Raw genomic sequence first — 18,414 nt, forward strand, 5'->3', positions numbered from 1 at the left:
CTTGATTTTACTCCAACTTGTTTGAAATCATCCTATATTTTTCAAAAAATACACTATTCCTCTAAATCAAGCTTTTATTTATTCTCAGTTAATTAGAGACTTATTCTCTTTTCTCAAGACAATTGGTTTTGAACCCATAGGTAAATATTCTCACCTATGATTTAACCATACCTATCAAAAATTTACTTTCGTCTGCTAACCAAGCTTGTAATAATCACTAATCAGTTTATAGCAACTCCAATAAATCCATAATTACGACAAAACTACTTTTTTTACCTCTGCAACATCTGAATAAATCCAATCCAAATATGTAGGTAATTCATCAAGATAAACCTTTTATAAAATCCTTTCATTATTAACATAATTATAACTTAACAACCATATTTTTTACCTATTATCCTACAAAAAAAGTCTATTTCTGAACCATCAAGATTATTTTATTACTAAGATTTTTCAAAACCATAACCGAATAATAATTCACAATCATCAGGTTCAACTCTAACTATATCTAATATCTTTATTTTTAGTAATTTTTATATTTTAACCATAGTTAAATTTAATTAATTCTGTCTTCTAGAAACTTATTTATCATTACTTACCAAAACCTTTTGTTGAATTCTCATAGTGCGTTTCATCAGATTTTGCCATTCTTCATAACTTGTAAGTTTTTCACTATCAAACTCTAGACCTTTTTCCTGAAAGAAATTAGCAAACCTATCTAACCAATCCATAACTACTTCTGTGCGAGAAATTTCTGTATATTTCAAGGACTTCTGAAGGCGCTCTTGCATCTCAGCTAAATTATTATTTTGATAAGCATACCATGCTTCCCATACTAACAATTTATATTCTGTTTTACCCTCTGATTTTAAATCTCTCAAAATAGCTTGCTGATATTGCAATTTCTCTAACTCCGACTTGGTTTCTATTAGTTGAGACTTAGTTCCTACTAATTCTTTCTGCACATTTTGTTGTTGAGATTGGGACTGTTGCAATAATATTTCTGTTTTCCGCCATTGAGTCTGAATTTCTTGCAATACTGCCTGAGTTTCTTGTAGCTGTATTTGCATATTTTCCCGTTCTTCATCAGTTTGATGTAGTTGAGTTTTAAACTCTATTAATAAGGATTTTGTTTGTTGTGATTGAGAATTAGATTTTTGCAAGAGTGTTTCTGTCTGCTGAAGTTGAGAATTAGACTCTACTAATTCTGTTTTTGTCTGCTGAAGTTGAGAGTTAGACTCTACTAATTCTGTTTTTGTCTGCTGAAGTTGAGAATTAGACTCTACTAATTCTGTTTTTGTCTGCTGAAGTTGAGAATTAGACTCTACTAATTCTGTTTTTGTCTGCTGAAGTTGAGAATTAGACTCTACTAATTCTGTTTTTGTCTGCTGAAGTTGAGAATTAGACTCTACTAATTCTGTTTTTGTCTGCTGAAGTTGAGAATTAGACTCTACTAATTCTGTTTTTGTCTGCTGAAGTTGAGAATTAGACTCTACTAATTCTGTTTTTGTCTGCTGAAGTTGAGAATTAGACTCTACTAACTCTATTTGAAGTTCTTGATTTTGTAGTTGCGATCGCTTCAACTCTTGTTTAGTTTTATGTAACTCAGACTTTGATATTTCCCATTTGTTTTGACTTTTTTGAATTTCTTTTAATTCTGCTTCTGACTTTTCCCATCTTGTTTCTTTGTCTTTTAGTTGAGAATTAGATTCTGTTAAATCTGCTTGAGTTTGATTCAGTTGAGATTGAATTTGTTGTAATTCTTGGTGAGTTTTTTGCAAGTCAGATCCAGACCTTTCTAATTCTAGTTTAATCTTTTCTAGCTCAGAATTAGATTCTGTTAACTCTGCCTCTTTTGCCTGCAATATTGCCTCAGTTTCTGTTAACTTAGACTGAGTTTGCTGTTTTTGTTCTTCAGCCTGTTTTAGCTGAGATTGATTTTTTTCTACTTCTTGGTGAGTTTTTTGTAAGTCAGATCCAGACCTTTCTAATTCTAGTTTAATCTTTTCTAGCTCAGAATTAGATTCTGTTAACTCTGCCTCTTTTGCCTGCAATATTGCCTCAGTTTCTGTTAACTTAGACTGAGTTTGCTGTTTTTGTTCTGTAGCCTGTTTTAGCTGAGAGTGATATTCTTCCAACAGAACCTCAGTTCCTGCTAACTGAGACTGATATTTTTCCCACTCTTCCTGACTTTGATGTAGCTGATATTTATAAATGAATAATTCACCTTTACTTTCCGACAAATTCTGTCTTGTTACTCCTAATTCTATCTGAGTTCGTTGAAGTTGTGAATAAGTATCTTCTAATGCTTTTTCTGCATCTTGTAAATCTTGCTGATATTTTTTTAAAACTACCTCTTTTGCTACTAATTGTGATTGAGAAGATTCCCAAAATTCTTGAGTTTTGTGTAGCTGATTTTGGCTAGTTTTTAATTTAATTTTAGTCTCGTACAGACTATGTTTTGTTTGTCCTAATTCCGCTTGATTTTGTTTATCTTGAAATTTAAATTTATCCAATAATTCTTCATTAGTTTCTAGCTGAAATTTCAATTCTTTCCATGCTAATTCTGCTTCCTGAAGTTTACATATATTTTTTTCTAATTCTTCTAGATTTTGATGCAATTGTGACTGATATTGTACTAATTCCCCTTGAGTTTCATCTAGCTTAGATTGTGTTTCTAGCAACTCTTTTTGTGTCCCTTGATATTTTTGTAATTCACCTTCTTTTTCCTTTAGCTCTGACTGACATTGTATGAGTTCAGTTTTAGTTTCATTTAACTGGGATTTAGCAGTAGCTAATTCATTTTTAGTTTGGTCAAATTTAGTTTGAATCTGTTGAACTTTTTGAAACTCATCCTGTGTTTTTTCTAATACTTTTTCTTTGTTGTGGAGTTGTTGTTGAGATTCTGATAATTTCGCCTCTGTACCATTTAGTTGAGAAACATATTTTTCTAAATCATCTTGTGTTTTTGTCAACTGAGACTTTACTTCTGTTAACTCTAACTGACTTTTTTCGTATACTTTTTCTTTGTTGTGGAGTTGTTGTTGAGATTCTGATAATTTCGCCTCTGTACCATTTAGTTGAGAAACATATTTTTCTAAATCATCTTGTGTTTTTGTCAACTGAGACTTTACTTCTGTTAACTCTAACTGACTTTTTTCGTATACTTTTTCTTTGTTGTGGAGTTGTTGTTGAGATTCTGATAATTTCGCCTCTGTACCATCTAGTTGAGTAATATATTTTTCTAACTCATCTTGTATTTGTATTAACTGAGACTTTACTTCTGTTAATTCTAACTGACTTTTTTCGTCTTGATTTTTATACTTTTCTAGTTCTACTAGCAGAATTTTATTTTGTTTTCCTAAGCTCGATAAATTCATCCAATCTTGAAATGCCCAATTTCTATAGGGAGATGATTTAATTTTTTCTTGCCAAGAAAAGTCTAGTGTTTCATCTTCTGCTTTCCATGATCTTGCTTCTAACTCCTGATACATTTCTATAGCTTCAGGAAAGTAATAATCTATGATAGTAGGTCTATGACTTTCTGTTGATACTCGATTATTAAATAATAATGGATCATAATTATTTACAACAGGATAATTAAAATTTGTCTTAAATTTTTGATTTATTTTTTCGATAAATACTTCTTGACTATTAATTATTGTTTGAATATTTGTCAACAGGCAACGATCAGCAGCATAATTATAAAAATCAATAATTTTTTGGTTGTAGTGTAACCATAATTTTATGGCTAGTTCTGGCTGGTTTTGAAATATCTGATATTGCTGATTATACAGAGAATTAACTACTTCCCAAGGAGACCGATAAATCAATATAAATTTAGCATTTGGTAGTAGGTATGACCAAAAATCTAGGAATAAAGTTGTCCGGGGTTCTTTCCATCCCCAATTTTCACTTATTGAGTTTTTGGCAATAATTTCTCTAGCTTTTTCTTGAAAGCTTTCTTCTACATCTATTTTTTCTTGTAAAGTCCACCCATCCTCATCTATACCTTGGGATTGTAATACATTTTTATGAAATTCATAGAAGTCTAAATTTTCAAAATCTCCTTTAGTATTGTATTCATTTCCCTTCATTAATTTCCGGCCTATGTGCAAACCTGCACTTTGGAGGATAGAAGCTGTTAAGGAACTTCCCGAACGGTGCATACTGCTAATAATTAGAGTTGATTTTTCTGTTCTATGCATCATGTTTATTTTGATTATGTATTGCTGAATATTAGTAAGTACTTACATAAAACCATTTACCTATTCTAATTCTCTGCAATTTTTATAATGCAAATAATTTCCTTATATAAATGTGTAATTGTAATTAATTTTGTGTACTTACTTATTTAGTATATAATTTAATTTTAACCTTTTTTCAAATAATTAATAACCCTTCCATAGCATTCCATAGAAACATAAAGTAATCCCAAGAGTTTGCTTTATTTTTATCTAAGTTAGGTGTTCTATATTTATTTTATCTTGTTACCATTATTTATGTATATTTGTCAACCAATTTTAAATTCCCATTTTAGAAAGATATCATACCTCTAAAGGAATATTTCACTAGATCACAACTTACATAAAACCACCTCTAGAGATGATGTATAATTTTATATGATTACTTAATCCAGATTTATCACATCTTATCGTCAATAGTATATTAATCTGCTACTACTCAAAATCATCAATCAATTATATTTTAGGGTAGAAAAATTATTTTTTTTGACAAAAATTAAAGCTAATTAGTTTCCTTCTTTAATCCTAGAAAAATTAAAATTCATGGATTCCTCAAAAAAAATTTATTACAAAAGTTTGTTATTGTAATTGATGCTTAAAAATGCGTCATATTATTACCTCTTTACCTGCAAATAATCACTCTTTCTTAATTTTATACAGAGAAATATTATCCGAGAATTGAGATAGAAAACAGAATTAAATAATAACAACTATATTTATTCTTATGCCCTACTTCAACACAGACATTTCAGACTAATAAACTAAAATTGGGCCATCTTAATTTGCTTATATCTTAATTCCATCTTTTTGACAAAATCGTTTAAATAAAACATCTTTTTCTCAAGCTATAATCAGAACAATTAGTTTAATTTTTATGAAACTGGGAACCATAAATACTATTAGCTATAGAATAACTGTAATTAGAATTATGCATATGTTGTCCTGCTTAACATATTCTAAATATCCCTTTCTCTCAAATTAAAGCTATTCCTGATACTAGGTGATATTTCGATATAAAATATACGTATCATAATATAACCCTGATTAGATAAAAAAGGACTGTCATAAAATTTCAGTATATTTTGAGATTAAAGATTATATTGAGCCCCTCAATTTACATAATATAATCACTCAGTTTTTAGCTATATTCTTCATATTATTACTCAGAAAACTATAATTTTTATCTTCCTTTTAGATTATTCTAATTTTGATAATTATCAGAAGTATATAAAATCAACTTGTGGCAAATTATAGATAAATTATCTATATAATTTATCTATAAAATCTATCCTTACCTTTATTACACAACCAAATAATTGACTTAAAACTTTATGGGTAATATTGTTCAGATATATTCTGTATTGATATGTTGCTTTAATATTTCCCCTGATTGACCGTACCTATATCATAACATAAATCATATATACGCATTAGAGAAACATCTTAAAAATAATCAATATAATATAATAACATATGATAATAGCCAGATTAAATTCAGGTAATATGCAATAACACAAGGGAAAATTAAATTTCAAGTAATAGATAATTTGCCAGAATTTGTTATCGAATTAACTGAACAATAAAGAATTTTTGTAAGTAATTAAACTCCCTTATAAGAGGGAAGCTTGAAATCCACTTTTTTGGTAAATTTAAAAATATTAAACTAAGTATCTGACACAGTATAACATTTATTCTATAATGCTAACTACCTCATATAAATTTCATTTTATCTCAAGCTATTAGCAGAATTAGTCTGCTCAAGTAGTAGGCATTCTTAACATCCTCCTTAGCTGTTAGGTGCGCGGGGCTTCTTGCGAGCCGCATCTCCTGGGGGGTTAACCTTTTGCACTTAGTAAAACTTCCCACTCTATTGGCTGCTACAATTCTAGTCGCGAGCACGAAACATTACCCTAGTCTTGTGTTTGCCTAATAAGTCCGTTTTTTGTCTGATGACTGCCCGCTCGCTACTAATTAATTAACAGAACTAACATAATGTTTTCAAAAAAAACAACTAAAAAATCGCACGCTTATGGGCGAGGCTTTAAATCTAATTTTTCGGTAAACAAGTAGTAATTTTGTACCTTACCTCCTGAAAATGGAATGAATTTAGCAACAATATCCTGACATATTTACAACTAGCAAATAGTGTAGAATATTATTAATAAGTAATATTATTCCACCCTCAATTATCAAATACAGGAAACTCTATATAACAATGACAACAACAGCAACAGAAACCAGTGTTAACTATCTTCATATTGGGAATAAATTATTAAGGCAAGGTAACTTCCCTGAAGCTGCTGATGCTTATCGCCAAGTCATTAAACTTAACCCCAAATCAGCAGTAGGTCATCAAAACCTAGGAGAAGCTCTCAGTTTACAGGGAAATTTAGAAGAGGCAGCAAATATCTATTATCAAGGAATTCAACTACAGAAAAATTATCCCTGGTCTTACTATAATTTAGGAGAAATTCTGATTAAACTTGAGAGGTTTGATGAAGCAGTTATTTATCTACGTCAAGCTATTGAACTTAATCCAGATTTTTCCAATTTTCATCATAGTTTAGGCTTAGCTTTGTCAAAAAAAGGATTATTTGATGAGGCGATAGTTACTTATCGTCGCGCTATTGAAATAGACCCAAATGCAATTTTAACTTATCAATATTTAGGTGAAGTATTAGCATGTAAAAAACAGTATGATGAAGCCATAGAAAGTTTTAATCAAGCTATTGGAATTAATCCCTATTTATCAGAATATCATTTAGGTTTAGCTAAAGTTCTACAAAACGCTGGTCAAATAGAAAAAGCAATCAATTCTTGCCATCACGCTCTTGAATTAAACCCAAACTTAGCTGAAGCTTACTATTACATTGGCTTAGGTTTTACTAAGTTACAAAAGTGGGAAGAAGCTATTGATAGCTTATTGCAAGCTATTTCTCTAAATTTTAAAAATGCAGAAGTCTATCATCATTTAGGAGCAGCTTTAGCACAATTACAACGTTGGGAAGAAGCGGTTGCTGCCTATAAAAATGGACTTGAATTTAATCCTAATTCTGCAATAATTCATCATCAATTAGCTTATGCTTTAGCCCAAATAAAACAGTGGGAGGAAGCTGTAAAAGAATATCGTGAAGTTCTCATAATTAATCCTAATTCTGCAGTAGTTTATGACCAGTTAGGAGAAGCACTAACAGAAATACAAAAGTGGGAAGAAGCTATAGATTGTTATCAGAAAGCTGTGAAAATTAAGCCAGACAATCAAAAGTTTAACCAACATCTACAGGAAGCATTGACAAGAAGACAAGAAAAGAATAAAACTACTATAGAGTCTCATCTTAAATTGGCAGAAATGATGGAAAAACAAGGATTTGCTAATGAGGCTATTTCTGCTTATCGTCGAGTGGTAAGTCTTAATCCTACTGCTGCTGATTTACATCATAAATTAGGGTATGCTTTGGCTACTTCAGAAAGGTGGGATGAAGCTGTCGCTCCTTATCGTCAGGCAATTAAACTTAACCCAAATTCAGGTGTTGTATATTATCATTTAGGCATAGCTTTATCATACTTAGGTTTAGATGAAGAAGCAATATCTTCCCTAGAAAAAGCAATTCAGCTTAAACCGGATTTATCTAGCGCCCATCAAGCTTTAGAAAAACTACAAGTAAAATCAAAGTAACTTAACTAATATTTTTTTCACTTATAAAATATCTAACAAAAACTTTGATTGCTGTACTCCTTTCCCTAGAGTATATAAATAGACAGCATGACCTAGGAAAGTAATTTTAGTTATCAGTTAGCTTCCTGGGTCGTCACTGTTTTTTTTCATTTCGTGAGGGTAAAATAGTGATCAGGAACTATTTCAATTTTTCCTAATTTTTACTTCTGATTTTTGATTTCAAAAGTACTTAATTTATGCAAATACAAAAATAGGTTAATGAGGCAAAATTAGTGATTTTTAAAACAATAATTATGAAAATAAGTCCTGTTTCTTGTTTAGTTATTTTACTCTTGTTAAAACCTTTAAATTTTTACTTATTGAACAATAGGAAATAGCTGGTAAATTTAAGGATATACTTTACGGTAATTATATCTCAATTTAGTTACAACTTTTTCTCTATCAAGCATTTGATTTCCTCGTCTACGAATAAATTCATTATCATTAATAAAATAACCCATACTAGGATTAGCAAAACCATTATCAGCAAATTTTACAGGAAAATTTATCCAACCAGAATTATCTCCATTTATTCGTTCAAACAAAACTAATTTATTGCTATTTTGATATCGACAAATATGGATAGTTCGATTCTCTGTTTGGAAAAATGCTTCCTGAGATAAATTATAGTTTATGCCTTCACAATTCCTATTATTCTGAGTCATAAAAGATTGGTTATAATAATCATTTAATGCTTGAGGTTGTGATGGGTATTTTGAGTAAGAAGCACCAGAACGGTTTTCATATTGACCATGTTTGAGATAATGATCGTAAGCAGACTTAAATTTACCACGGCGTAAAGCATCTACTACATCAGGGTTTTGTCGCAAATATTCAAGTTCTGCGAATGTTTTGAAAGCACCAGAGCGATTTTCATATTGCCCAGATCTGACATAATGTTCATAACCAGAGCGGTATTTCCCTTGACTTACTAACTTTGCTACATCAGGATTTTGACGTAAATACCCTTGTTCGTCAAATTCTCTAGTGTAGTTTTCCGCAAGTGCCAGGGGAGTGCTAAAAATACTCAGGGCAACTGCGGCGATCGCCACTATATTTGTTTTAATATTATTGACATTGACCATTTATTTATACCTCAAAAATCATTGTTCTTAATTATCAAGATATCCTTTGAGGCTTAAAGACTGTGGAGAATTTTAGGGAGTTAAAAATTTTTCAATGTACTTTGTACTTTTTAACTCAAAATTTGCTCAAACCCTGATTTGATGAAACTTATAAGAATTTTTTACTCAAATTCTTGAGAGTGTGCTTAACTCCTTTAAAATCCTGAAAGGGTTGCTATCTTCGTGATATTAGTGTCAGTTTGTTAAGTGTCTACCTTTAAAATCATCCTGCTTTCCGAGATTAGCAGTAAAAGACGAGATATACCTAATATCTAATATGTTGTGATTAGGTTAGTGGCATATACCTATAACTTTTTAGAGGCAAAAGTTTGTACAGTTCAACCATAGAGTTAACCAAGGAATTTAGCAATGACATCTAACCGGTACTTCCAGCAACTCAACCCTCAGTCTTCCTTTTTTAATACAGATAGTTCTGTCACTATTGCATGGCTTGATTTAATAGCATCAACAGTAGACAATTTTGATGGAGATGATTGGTTAGCTTTGTGTGGTGATATTGACGAAGGTGAAATCTACCGAGATTGGTTTATTTGGCAAGATATAGACTTTCCCCAAGAGTGGGAAGCTTACGATCTAGTTACTAAGAAAACATTTGTAACAACAGACTTATCTTTACTTAAGGCTAAAATTAATGCAATAGAAGATGCCAGAAGTAAAACATTCATCAGAAACTAAGAAAATTATACTGAAAAAAACAGTTTTATTGCAGGTAGTAATATTTACTTATTACCTGTACTGCTGCTTTTGATGTTAATTATTTAGTTTCAGTAGCTTGCGCCAATACATTAACTACCGTTGCATATTGGCTATGCAGTTAATACTAATTTATATAAGTAATGCTATACTCTTGGAAAACTTCAGTTATTAAATTAAGTAATATAAAAAGGTCAAATGTTCCAGAACCCACAAATTAACTAATAAGGAAAATGTTTTCTAACGGCTTCATATTTTTACTTCTTTTGATATTCCTGATTCTGCTGTTTTTTGCATCTGGTCTCTAATATTGTCAACTTTACAGATGTTTTAACAGTTTATAATGGCCATAATCATTATAGTTTCATTGTATCCTAAACTATTTACTCTCAAATAAATATAAAACTTGTAAATTTTAAGACATCTGACGCTATAATATTAGACGGGTGACTGTTAGAGGATGTCCAGATGTTATTCCCAAATCAAGTTTCTCAGAATTCAGAAACTCAACCCATTCCTAGAATTTATCAAATTTTAGGACTTGACAGAATACCTAAAAATGTTTTGGAATTACCCCAAGAACTGCAAATAGTCAGTATAATTCGTCAAGGATTTTCAATAATTTCTGTAATGAAAGTAGCAGAATATTGTGGCATTTCCGAGTCACAAATGGCAGGCTTATTAGCAACTTCCGAACGGACTATATCTAGACGTAAGAAAGATCAGAAACCTCTCGATCTTTCCGAGTCAGATAGACTTTATCGCATTGCTAGAACTTTTGCACACACATTAGATGTATTTGAAAATGTGGAAACAGCAAGAGATTGGTTAAAAAAACCAAACCGTGCCTTAGCTGGAAAAACTCCTATAGAACTATTAGATACAGATGCAGGTACACAACAAGTATATCAACTTTTAAATAAAATAGAGTATGGAGTATATAGCTAATGATTAATGATGAATTCTTAATGGCTAATACCTATTGGTCATCTCAGTTATTAGTTATCAATACCTCTAGCTACAGCCAGAGGCTAAATACCTAATTTTTTTTTCATCAATAAAGAAATAAAAACAGGCAGGTTAAAACTACTAACAGATAGCTTTTGTAGCAAGTTTTAATTATCTAATAATTTACTATAAACCCTGCCTTTTTCTTTAACAAATAGTAATATCAAATCTGCCGATAGTAGTAGGTTGTTTTTTAAGTTACAGTCATTGCTAAATAAGGGATTAAGCGAAGCGACTTTTATCCCCTAATTTAGTTTAATTAAAGACATCATAATTAGTTTAATTAAAGACATCATAATTACAGCAAATTCAGTTATTAATGTGGTAGCGGTAATTTTTTTTGTCTTGTTACCTATCTTATTCACCTATCTTCCCTACTCCCTATCGATAATATGTACTTCAAAAATAGGAAACTACTGCATGAGCTTAACAGTATGGCGAATCTCTCATAAAAAATACACCAATATTGCTTTGATAGGTGAAGGTTATAATTGTGGCAGAGGTCGTTGGAATTCTAAAGGAACAGCTTTAATTTATACTTCAGCGACATTATCTCTCGCCACATTAGAAACTTTAGTATACATGGAAATTGAAAACTTTAGTAACATATTTGTATCTATTAGTATAAAAATTCCTGATAGTTTTTATATTCAACAAGTAGATGAATCTCTATTACCTCATAACTGGCGTGATACTCCTCCAACTGAAGCCTTAGCCTCTATTGGAGATAAATGGTTCACTTCTCAAACTACAGTTGTATTAAAGGTTCCTTCTGCTATTATTCCTCAAGAATATAACTATTTGATTAATCCTCTACATCCAGATTTTGAAAAAATTTCAATTACTCCACCTCAACCTTTTATCTTAGACCGTAGTATTAAAAGTATAAACAAAAATTTGTTTACAAAACTCTAGAACTGATATGTCATTTCAGTTATCAGTGATAGTTATTATTTACCATACTAAATCTCAAGCATTTTTACCAAAAAATTTGGTCTTAAGCCTCGCCCGTAAGCAGGTAACTTTTTAGTTGTTTTTTTGTAGTCCTTCATAGTAAGAATATAGAAAAAAGGAATACTATTGCACAGGAGAAAATGTTCCAACTTTTCTCAAGACCAAACATTGACGAAAAATATATGACTATGATGATTTAAGGTACCTCTTACTGTGCATTGAAGTATTAATTTTTAGCACTCATAGTATCGGAATATACTTAATTATTATTACTACCAATGTACTGATAAGAAATATTCCTATTAGAGAATCAAAAATTAACAAACGTTGTAATTATTTAGAGTTAATTATTCTTTTACCAAAAAATTGGGAGAGCAGGAGAACTTAGAGGTAATGGCTTTTTACTTTTCGGTTTGACCCTGATTTACAATAGCTCCGAAGACAAGTTGAGCAGGAGCTAAGTACTGAAGTCAAATAGTAGGAAAACATTGACAACAATAATACATTCTTGCTCACAATAATATTATCAATGTGATAGATTTATTGGAGGTCAATGGCAAATTAGAATGAAAGAAATTAAGACCAAGTTAAAAGTTAATAATCAGCAAGAAAAATTAATGCTGCTATTAACTTAGAAAGCTATAGTAATAGCAATTATGGTTAATTTGTAATATTTTGTTGGTAGTTTTTTAAAGCAATTTGAATACTCTCTCTCTTCCCTGCTAGCCTCATAAATTAACTAGATTAAATCGGTTTGATCACTCAACTATTTTACTTGACTACCGTGAACTCGAGGATCGGCTTGACTGGCTTTAGTTGGTTCTACTGGAGCATTAAAGTGAGAACCTTGACCAACTGTACTATTATATGGTAAATAACTTCCGGCAACTAAAGCTTCTATATTTGCTGCCATGATAGATTTTGGTACTTCTCCAATAGTCTGGCCAACTTCAGTTCCCTCCCGATCTAGAAAGACAAAGTGTGGAATACCATCTACCCGATATTCAACCAATTCTGGTAACCACCTGCTATTATCAACATTTAACATCACAAAGTTGGTATTCTGAGTATACTTTTGTCTAATTTCCTCCAACTCAGGAGCCATGGCTTGACAAGTCGTACACCAATTAGCATAAAATTCAACTAGAGTTGGCTTATTATTGCTTAATGCTACATCCAAAGGTGTTGCAGCTTGAGCCATTTCATTTAAGGAAACGGAGAGCTTATCAGTTCGCAGAGCCATAAAAATGCTTACTGATAAAGCGATCGCTACTGACACAATCATAAAATTTCTCAGGCGTGTCACTAAAGAGGAAATATTTGTAGAATTAGATTGATTTGCATTCATTGTCAGAAAATTAAATAGTTATTAAAATTATCGAAAAGCAGTTGAAACCAATGTCTCTTTTAGAGCTAAGGAATCAGTAAAAATAAGTTGTACAAATTTTATTTTAGATGAATTGTGAAATTTAGCTTCCATAAAAAAACTGTTTTGGTTATTTTCACACGACCTCTAAGATGAAAACAATGTGGCTTTTGAAATAGACAACTAAATTTGTGTTCTTATGTATATAGCAATGCTATCTGAAAAGTGAAAAAAATGGGCGCCTAGAAGGTACTTATGCTGAATAAATAAACCAAAAGTAAAAGTAGCTGGAGCTATTTTTAAAAATACTAGTAATTTTTCATAAATGATTTAGGATTGCTATAGTATTATTAATAATAATCTTAAGGTAGCAAAATGTATGGTTCTTAGAAAGTTCTAAAAATCAAGGATTAACCGGTGAAAAAACGAGTAACGTTAACATTTCCACAAAAGTCAATTCACATGCCCATTACCTATAGATTAGCAAAAGATTTTAACGTTGCTGCTAATATTATTCGCGCTCAAGTAGCACCAAATCAAGTGGGCAAATTAGTCCTCGAATTATCAGGAGACATTGATGAGTTAGAAGCTGCATTGGAGTGGATGAGATTGCACAATATAGATGTATGTCTAGCTAGCAGAGAAATTTTAATCAATGAAAAAAGCTGTGTAGACTGTGGTTTATGTACTGGTGTCTGCCCTACAGAAGCTCTAACTTTACAACCTGATACTTTTCGTCTTAATTTTGTCAGATCCCGTTGCATTGTTTGTGAACAATGTATTCCTACCTGTCCAGTACAAGCTATTTATACTAACCTATAAGCTAATGTGAAATCAATACCTTTACTTTCTTTAGCTCTACTTTTCATTAGTTATATTATTTTGGGCTGGAGCCTGGCTAATTATCAAGCTTCTTTATTTTTATATTTAGTTGTTCTTGTTAGTATTTTTTTATCAGATATAATTTTAACTTTTTGTTTATTTAATTTGCAAGCAATAGTTCCTTTGTTTAACTCAAAAAGTTATATTTTTATTTCTGCAATTGTTGTTGCTTTTTTATTTGTAGTTATAATTAGGTGGATCAACATTTTTATCCATAGTTTAGTGTTAATTTTAGCCGGAATATTAGTGAAATTAGATACTAAAATTTATGGTCTAAACAGATGGCAGTCTTTTGGTATTTTACTCATTATTTCATATGTTGGTTTAGGTCTGGGATATTGGTTTTACTTATTGCTCAAAAATCATATATAGTAATTCTATTTCATTGGTGTTTTTACATTTTCAACTAACTTAACTTGAGAGTAGGAAACCAGTCAGATAAAATCCACCAATTATGAGAGGGTATTTTTTTGAGTTACAGCCATTGCTAAACAAGAAATTTTTATAAGAAAAGCCTGCTTTTATACAAGGATGTTGGCATCACATACTCTCATAATGGTTACAAGAATTACTTTGGGGTTTTCAGAGACTTCTCTATAAGAAGATTGACTGAGCTAGTAAGGTATCCAGTTGATTTGGTAGAATATTTTTATTTATCTTTCTCTTTTCAAGGATAAAAATATTATAGTTTTTTATTTTGTATATACCCATTGCAATATATAACTAGAAAAACCTAATTACATTATCGAGTAATTCAAGCAAGATTTAGATAAGTTAAGGCTATATGTAATTAGAAACCAAAAAAGTTATTTGATTTAATTGTAATTCGGGTAAAAATATTCAAGATAAGCATCTCAAAGTTAATAAATTCTTATAACAATAACCCTTTCATCCTAAACTCAAACTCTTCGTTTTTAGTATAGAGCTTCTACTAGAAAAAAGCTAATGAATAACTAAGCGACTACCTCTGAGATGACTTTAGCACTTTTTTTATTTCTTCCAAGGTTAAAATTGTCACTTGTTGAGGTGTATCTTGAATATCAACATTAACATGAACATCTGCACAATTATAAAACGGTCTTCTTTCCTCTAAAATAGCCTGAAGTCTAGCTAAAGGGTTACTATTTTGAATTAAAGGTCTAGTCTGATCGCCTTGCAAGCGACTATATAAAACTTCTACTGGCACATCTAACCAAACTACTATGCCATGCCGTAAATAACTCCAGTTAAATCGACTTATAACTATACCACCACCTGTAGCAATAGTCAAATTTTTGTAACTAGATATTTCTGATAATATGTTTGTTTCCAACTCCCGAAAAGCTGCTTCACCTTCAGTGGCAAAAATTTCGTTAATTGACTTGCCAGCAGCTTGAGTAATTAAATTATCTGTATCAAGAAAACTATATCCTAAGTGTTGGGCTAGTAAATGTCCCACAGTTGTTTTACCAGCACCCATCATCCCCACTAGATAAAGATTTACTCCCTGTAATAATTTCCTATTACTAATATCCATAGTTATGAGTTATAGTTTATAAAAGTAAAGTTAAATAAGACATATCCTTATTTTAATGGATTAGGAGTAATGGAATTAGGATTTTATTCTGTTGAAGTTCATCAGATAATTAAAGGAAGGAGAAGATAAGTTATTTGTCTTAAGAATTAAAAACAATATAGCCCTAGAAATTTTAGATAATGAGAATTGTCAAGTAGGATTTAAATAATGAAAATTGTCAAGTAGGAAAAGATGAAAGAGAGACAACAAAGAGCAAGTGGTAAAATTGTGTGGCCTAGAAAAAAGAACAGAGTTTAGATTAGCAATCAGCTAAAGGAATGAGAATTAAATAAAGTCCATAATTTTTGTGAAATAACTCATACTCACATGATATAAATTTTAGACAATTTAATTGTTTAGATTATAAAATCTTCATTCCTAGAAGAAGAATATGTTTGCACTTGTAATTTTTACCAGTTTATACACCAGAACTACAAAAGAAACGAAAGGCTCTGGCCAATAATTAATCAACCTATAAGCAATCAAACCTTTGAAAATTTATCTCAGGTGAAAGATATAGTCAATTATCAATGTATTCACTTATTGAAACAGCCATTACTCCCATAAGGGTCTTACTTGTTTTTATCAGTGGCCTACCGATAATCTCACAAGAACTTGAAGAGTAGGGTTGAGTAGCAATATAGTCATTCTGGTTTAGATTGAGAGGAGGTTTTCCTGCTGTGAACGGGTTTTACATGAAAAAGTATCCCATTCTTATTCGGAATGACTATATCTTTTAGGTTTTACACAAACAATACTACCCGACATAAGATAATGGCAGGGAAAGAGAAAAAGTTATGCTTATAAATCTTTGACAAATTTTACTGAAACTTCAGAAGCATTTTTTATGGGAATTTCTGGCGTTGCTCAAAAGGTTATAAAAATAAAAATTGAATAATCTGAAATATTTGTTATTCAATAGTTTAGCAATTACCAAAAATACAAGTTATACTCACCCATTAGCAACTTTGACTTGCCCATTGCGCTGTATTTTTCAACCTAAATCATTAATTCATACTAAATGGTATTAAGTATCTAGGCAAAAAAATTACATACTGCTAAATAACTATTGTATAACTCTTTGTATTAGTACCCCTAGCCTTTTGTTTTTCCTAAATCATAACTACTTACTATACAAAAACACCACCAATTTTAAGTCAACTTAATTTAAGCTATTAATTGCCTGGTTAATTCTTCTTATCTTCTGGAGGACCATCTTCATCTTCTTTCTTTTGATTTGGTGTAGATTGATCTTGAGGAGGCGGTGGAGTAATAACCCGATAATCAGCATCATACAAAGATTCGGTTTGACCAACCCCTGAATCACTAGGTTCGCGATAACCATAAGAATAAACCGAACCAGACCAAGACTCTATTTCTGGTTCTTGTTTCACTTCATAATTTTTCTCTGTAGAATCTTGACTAACAGACTTTTGCGTATCTCCAATAACTTGTTCTTGTGTGCTACTATCCCAAGAATTACTAATTTTAGGAGGTTCTTGTTCCCAATCATCAATATTTTCCTCTTCCTCCCTTAGTTCCAAATCTTTATTAAGGTTAAAGGAGCTTTGATAATTTGAGGTTTCTTGATAGTGTGAATATTTATCCTTGCTTTCCCCTGGTTGATCTTGATATTGAAATTTTCTTGAAGTTGGTTTAACAGATTGTAAATTTTGGTTGAAAAAGTAATTTGAAAGTTCAAAAATACCATAAATCAGCAAATAAGTAATTACACCTGCAACAAGAGCACCTAAAATCCATATAGAAATAGGTAGAGATACGGACTTTAATCCCAGAAAAGTTAATTGCAAACTAGGAGACCAATTTTGCCAAGCAAATAAGGCCAACCCACCAATGATTACAATTAAAACTACTAACAATAGTAAATTCTGACTTCTATTCATGGCCTACTCACCGCTTAATAGGAACACAATCTAAACCAAATTGGTCTAGAGCACGAGCTACCACAAAGTCTACCAAATCTTCTATAGTTTGGGTATTATTATACCAGGCCGGGATTGCTGGGACAATTCTTGCTCCTGCTTCTGCGTGCTTCAGTCAAATTTCGTAAATTAATCAAGCTCAAAGGTATTTCCCGAGGCACTAATATTAGTTTACCACCTTCTTTTAATTGTACATCTGATGCCGACTCTAGTAAATCTGAGCTAAATCCAGCAGCCAATTTACTTACTGTTCCCATACCCTGAGTTCGATAGGAACTACTAGCAATATTTGCCCCTAGATATTGCCAAGGATGACAATAGAGTTTACTGTTGGTTTCAACTCTTGCTTGTTCTCGCCAGAATTTTTTTTGTTTAGTTACTTCAGCAGGCATTTTAATATTTGGCTCTGCCTGCCAGACTGATTAGGTGGCTTTTGATGTTACTAAGTCAATAGTATAATTTGCCAGTAAAAATTTAATGGCTCTCACGGCGTAAATTAGTCCTGATGCTCCTGTAACTCCAATAACTATCGGTAGTTGAGCAGTAGAAACAAAATTAGTCATGTTTGAATATATTTTCAGACACTTCTTTTTATACCAAATTTGGGTATCAAAGCATATTTTTCCCATTGCTTAATGCTTTGTTTAGCAAATGCTGTAACTTAAAAAAATGCCCTATTATACTTGGCAGATTTGGGATCACTCAGGCACGCTTAAGCTCACAAAGAAAGGTTTGAACATTAATATTTGTACCTTACATACTTAGAATATGCTCTTTATAAAATCCCAATCATAGCAATCATTTATTTTAGGTCTGGAGTGACTGCAAAGGAGAGGAAGGAAACAATCTCAAGAGCAAGGTAGGAATAGGTTTTTTCTCTGTTTTCCCAAGTTTGAGTATTCAGATTCT

11 protein-coding genes and 1 pseudogene are annotated in these 18,414 nt (G+C 31.3%); 6 read left to right on the forward strand and 6 right to left on the reverse strand.

Features of this window, described 5'->3' with window-relative positions; all coding sequences use genetic code 11:
• Positions 1 to 581 precede the first annotated feature (581 nt).
• Entirely contained in the window at positions 582 to 4,211 is a 3,630-nt protein-coding gene (locus TERY_RS24960) for a chromosome segregation ATPase-like protein (RefSeq protein ID WP_011611160.1), read from the reverse strand.
• A gap of 2,248 nt (positions 4,212 to 6,459) precedes the next feature.
• Here TERY_RS24960 and TERY_RS06935 point away from each other — a divergent pair.
• The gene (locus tag TERY_RS06935) at positions 6,460 to 7,920 is read left to right on the forward strand and encodes a tetratricopeptide repeat protein (protein WP_011611161.1); all 1,461 of its coding nucleotides are present in this window, start codon (positions 6,460 to 6,462) and stop codon (positions 7,918 to 7,920) included.
• Positions 7,921 to 8,306: 386 nt separating this feature from the next.
• Here the strand turns inward: TERY_RS06935 and TERY_RS24965 are convergent, their stop codons facing one another.
• On the reverse strand, positions 8,307 to 9,044 hold the full coding sequence (locus tag TERY_RS24965; protein ID WP_011611162.1) for a hypothetical protein: 738 nt from the start codon (positions 9,042 to 9,044) through the stop codon (positions 8,307 to 8,309).
• Between the two features lie 408 nt (positions 9,045 to 9,452).
• Between TERY_RS24965 and TERY_RS06945 the strand changes: the two genes are divergently transcribed.
• The 3 genes from TERY_RS06945 to TERY_RS06955 all read left to right on the forward strand — a co-directional run bounded on the left by TERY_RS06945 (position 9,453) and on the right by TERY_RS06955 (position 11,720).
• The gene (locus TERY_RS06945) at positions 9,453 to 9,779 is read left to right on the forward strand and encodes a hypothetical protein (RefSeq protein WP_011611163.1); all 327 of its coding nucleotides are present in this window, start codon (positions 9,453 to 9,455) and stop codon (positions 9,777 to 9,779) included.
• Between the two features lie 486 nt (positions 9,780 to 10,265).
• Complete coding sequence (locus TERY_RS06950; protein ID WP_011611164.1) at positions 10,266 to 10,745, forward strand: type II RES/Xre toxin-antitoxin system antitoxin; 480 nt, start codon at positions 10,266 to 10,268, stop codon at positions 10,743 to 10,745.
• A gap of 480 nt (positions 10,746 to 11,225) precedes the next feature.
• A complete protein-coding gene (locus TERY_RS06955; protein ID WP_011611165.1) occupies positions 11,226 to 11,720 on the forward strand; it encodes a type II RES/Xre toxin-antitoxin system toxin in 495 nt (164 codons plus the stop codon).
• Positions 11,721 to 12,525: 805 nt separating this feature from the next.
• On the opposite strand, the gene TERY_RS06960 is transcribed toward TERY_RS06955, so the two are convergent.
• Positions 12,526 to 13,107, reverse strand: coding sequence for a thioredoxin domain-containing protein (locus TERY_RS06960; RefSeq protein WP_011611166.1), 582 nt, complete (start codon positions 13,105 to 13,107; stop codon positions 12,526 to 12,528).
• Positions 13,108 to 13,542: 435 nt separating this feature from the next.
• Between TERY_RS06960 and TERY_RS06965 the strand changes: the two genes are divergently transcribed.
• Positions 13,543 to 13,947 (forward strand): NIL domain-containing protein, encoded by a 405-nt coding sequence (locus tag TERY_RS06965; RefSeq protein ID WP_011611167.1) that lies wholly within the window; start codon positions 13,543 to 13,545, stop codon positions 13,945 to 13,947.
• 6 nt (positions 13,948 to 13,953) lie between these two features.
• The gene (locus TERY_RS06970) at positions 13,954 to 14,379 is read left to right on the forward strand and encodes a hypothetical protein (protein ID WP_044136534.1); all 426 of its coding nucleotides are present in this window, start codon (positions 13,954 to 13,956) and stop codon (positions 14,377 to 14,379) included.
• A gap of 589 nt (positions 14,380 to 14,968) precedes the next feature.
• Here the strand turns inward: TERY_RS06970 and TERY_RS06975 are convergent.
• The 3 genes and pseudogenes from TERY_RS06975 to TERY_RS06985 all read right to left on the reverse strand — a co-directional run bounded on the left by TERY_RS06975 (position 14,969) and on the right by TERY_RS06985 (position 18,068).
• Positions 14,969 to 15,523: a shikimate kinase gene (locus tag TERY_RS06975; RefSeq protein ID WP_011611168.1), complete on the reverse strand. Its 555-nt coding sequence runs from the start codon at positions 15,521 to 15,523 to the stop codon at positions 14,969 to 14,971.
• 1,226 nt (positions 15,524 to 16,749) lie between these two features.
• Positions 16,750 to 17,466 (reverse strand): hypothetical protein, encoded by a 717-nt coding sequence (locus TERY_RS36465; RefSeq protein ID WP_011611169.1) that lies wholly within the window; start codon positions 17,464 to 17,466, stop codon positions 16,750 to 16,752.
• A 7-nt stretch (positions 17,467 to 17,473) separates the two neighbouring features.
• Positions 17,474 to 18,068: pseudogene (locus tag TERY_RS06985) on the reverse strand (flavin prenyltransferase UbiX).
• Positions 18,069 to 18,414 lie beyond the last annotated feature (346 nt).

This window comes from Trichodesmium erythraeum IMS101 (genome assembly GCF_000014265.1).
GTDB classification, from domain to species: Bacteria; Cyanobacteriota; Cyanobacteriia; order Cyanobacteriales; family Microcoleaceae; genus Trichodesmium; species Trichodesmium erythraeum.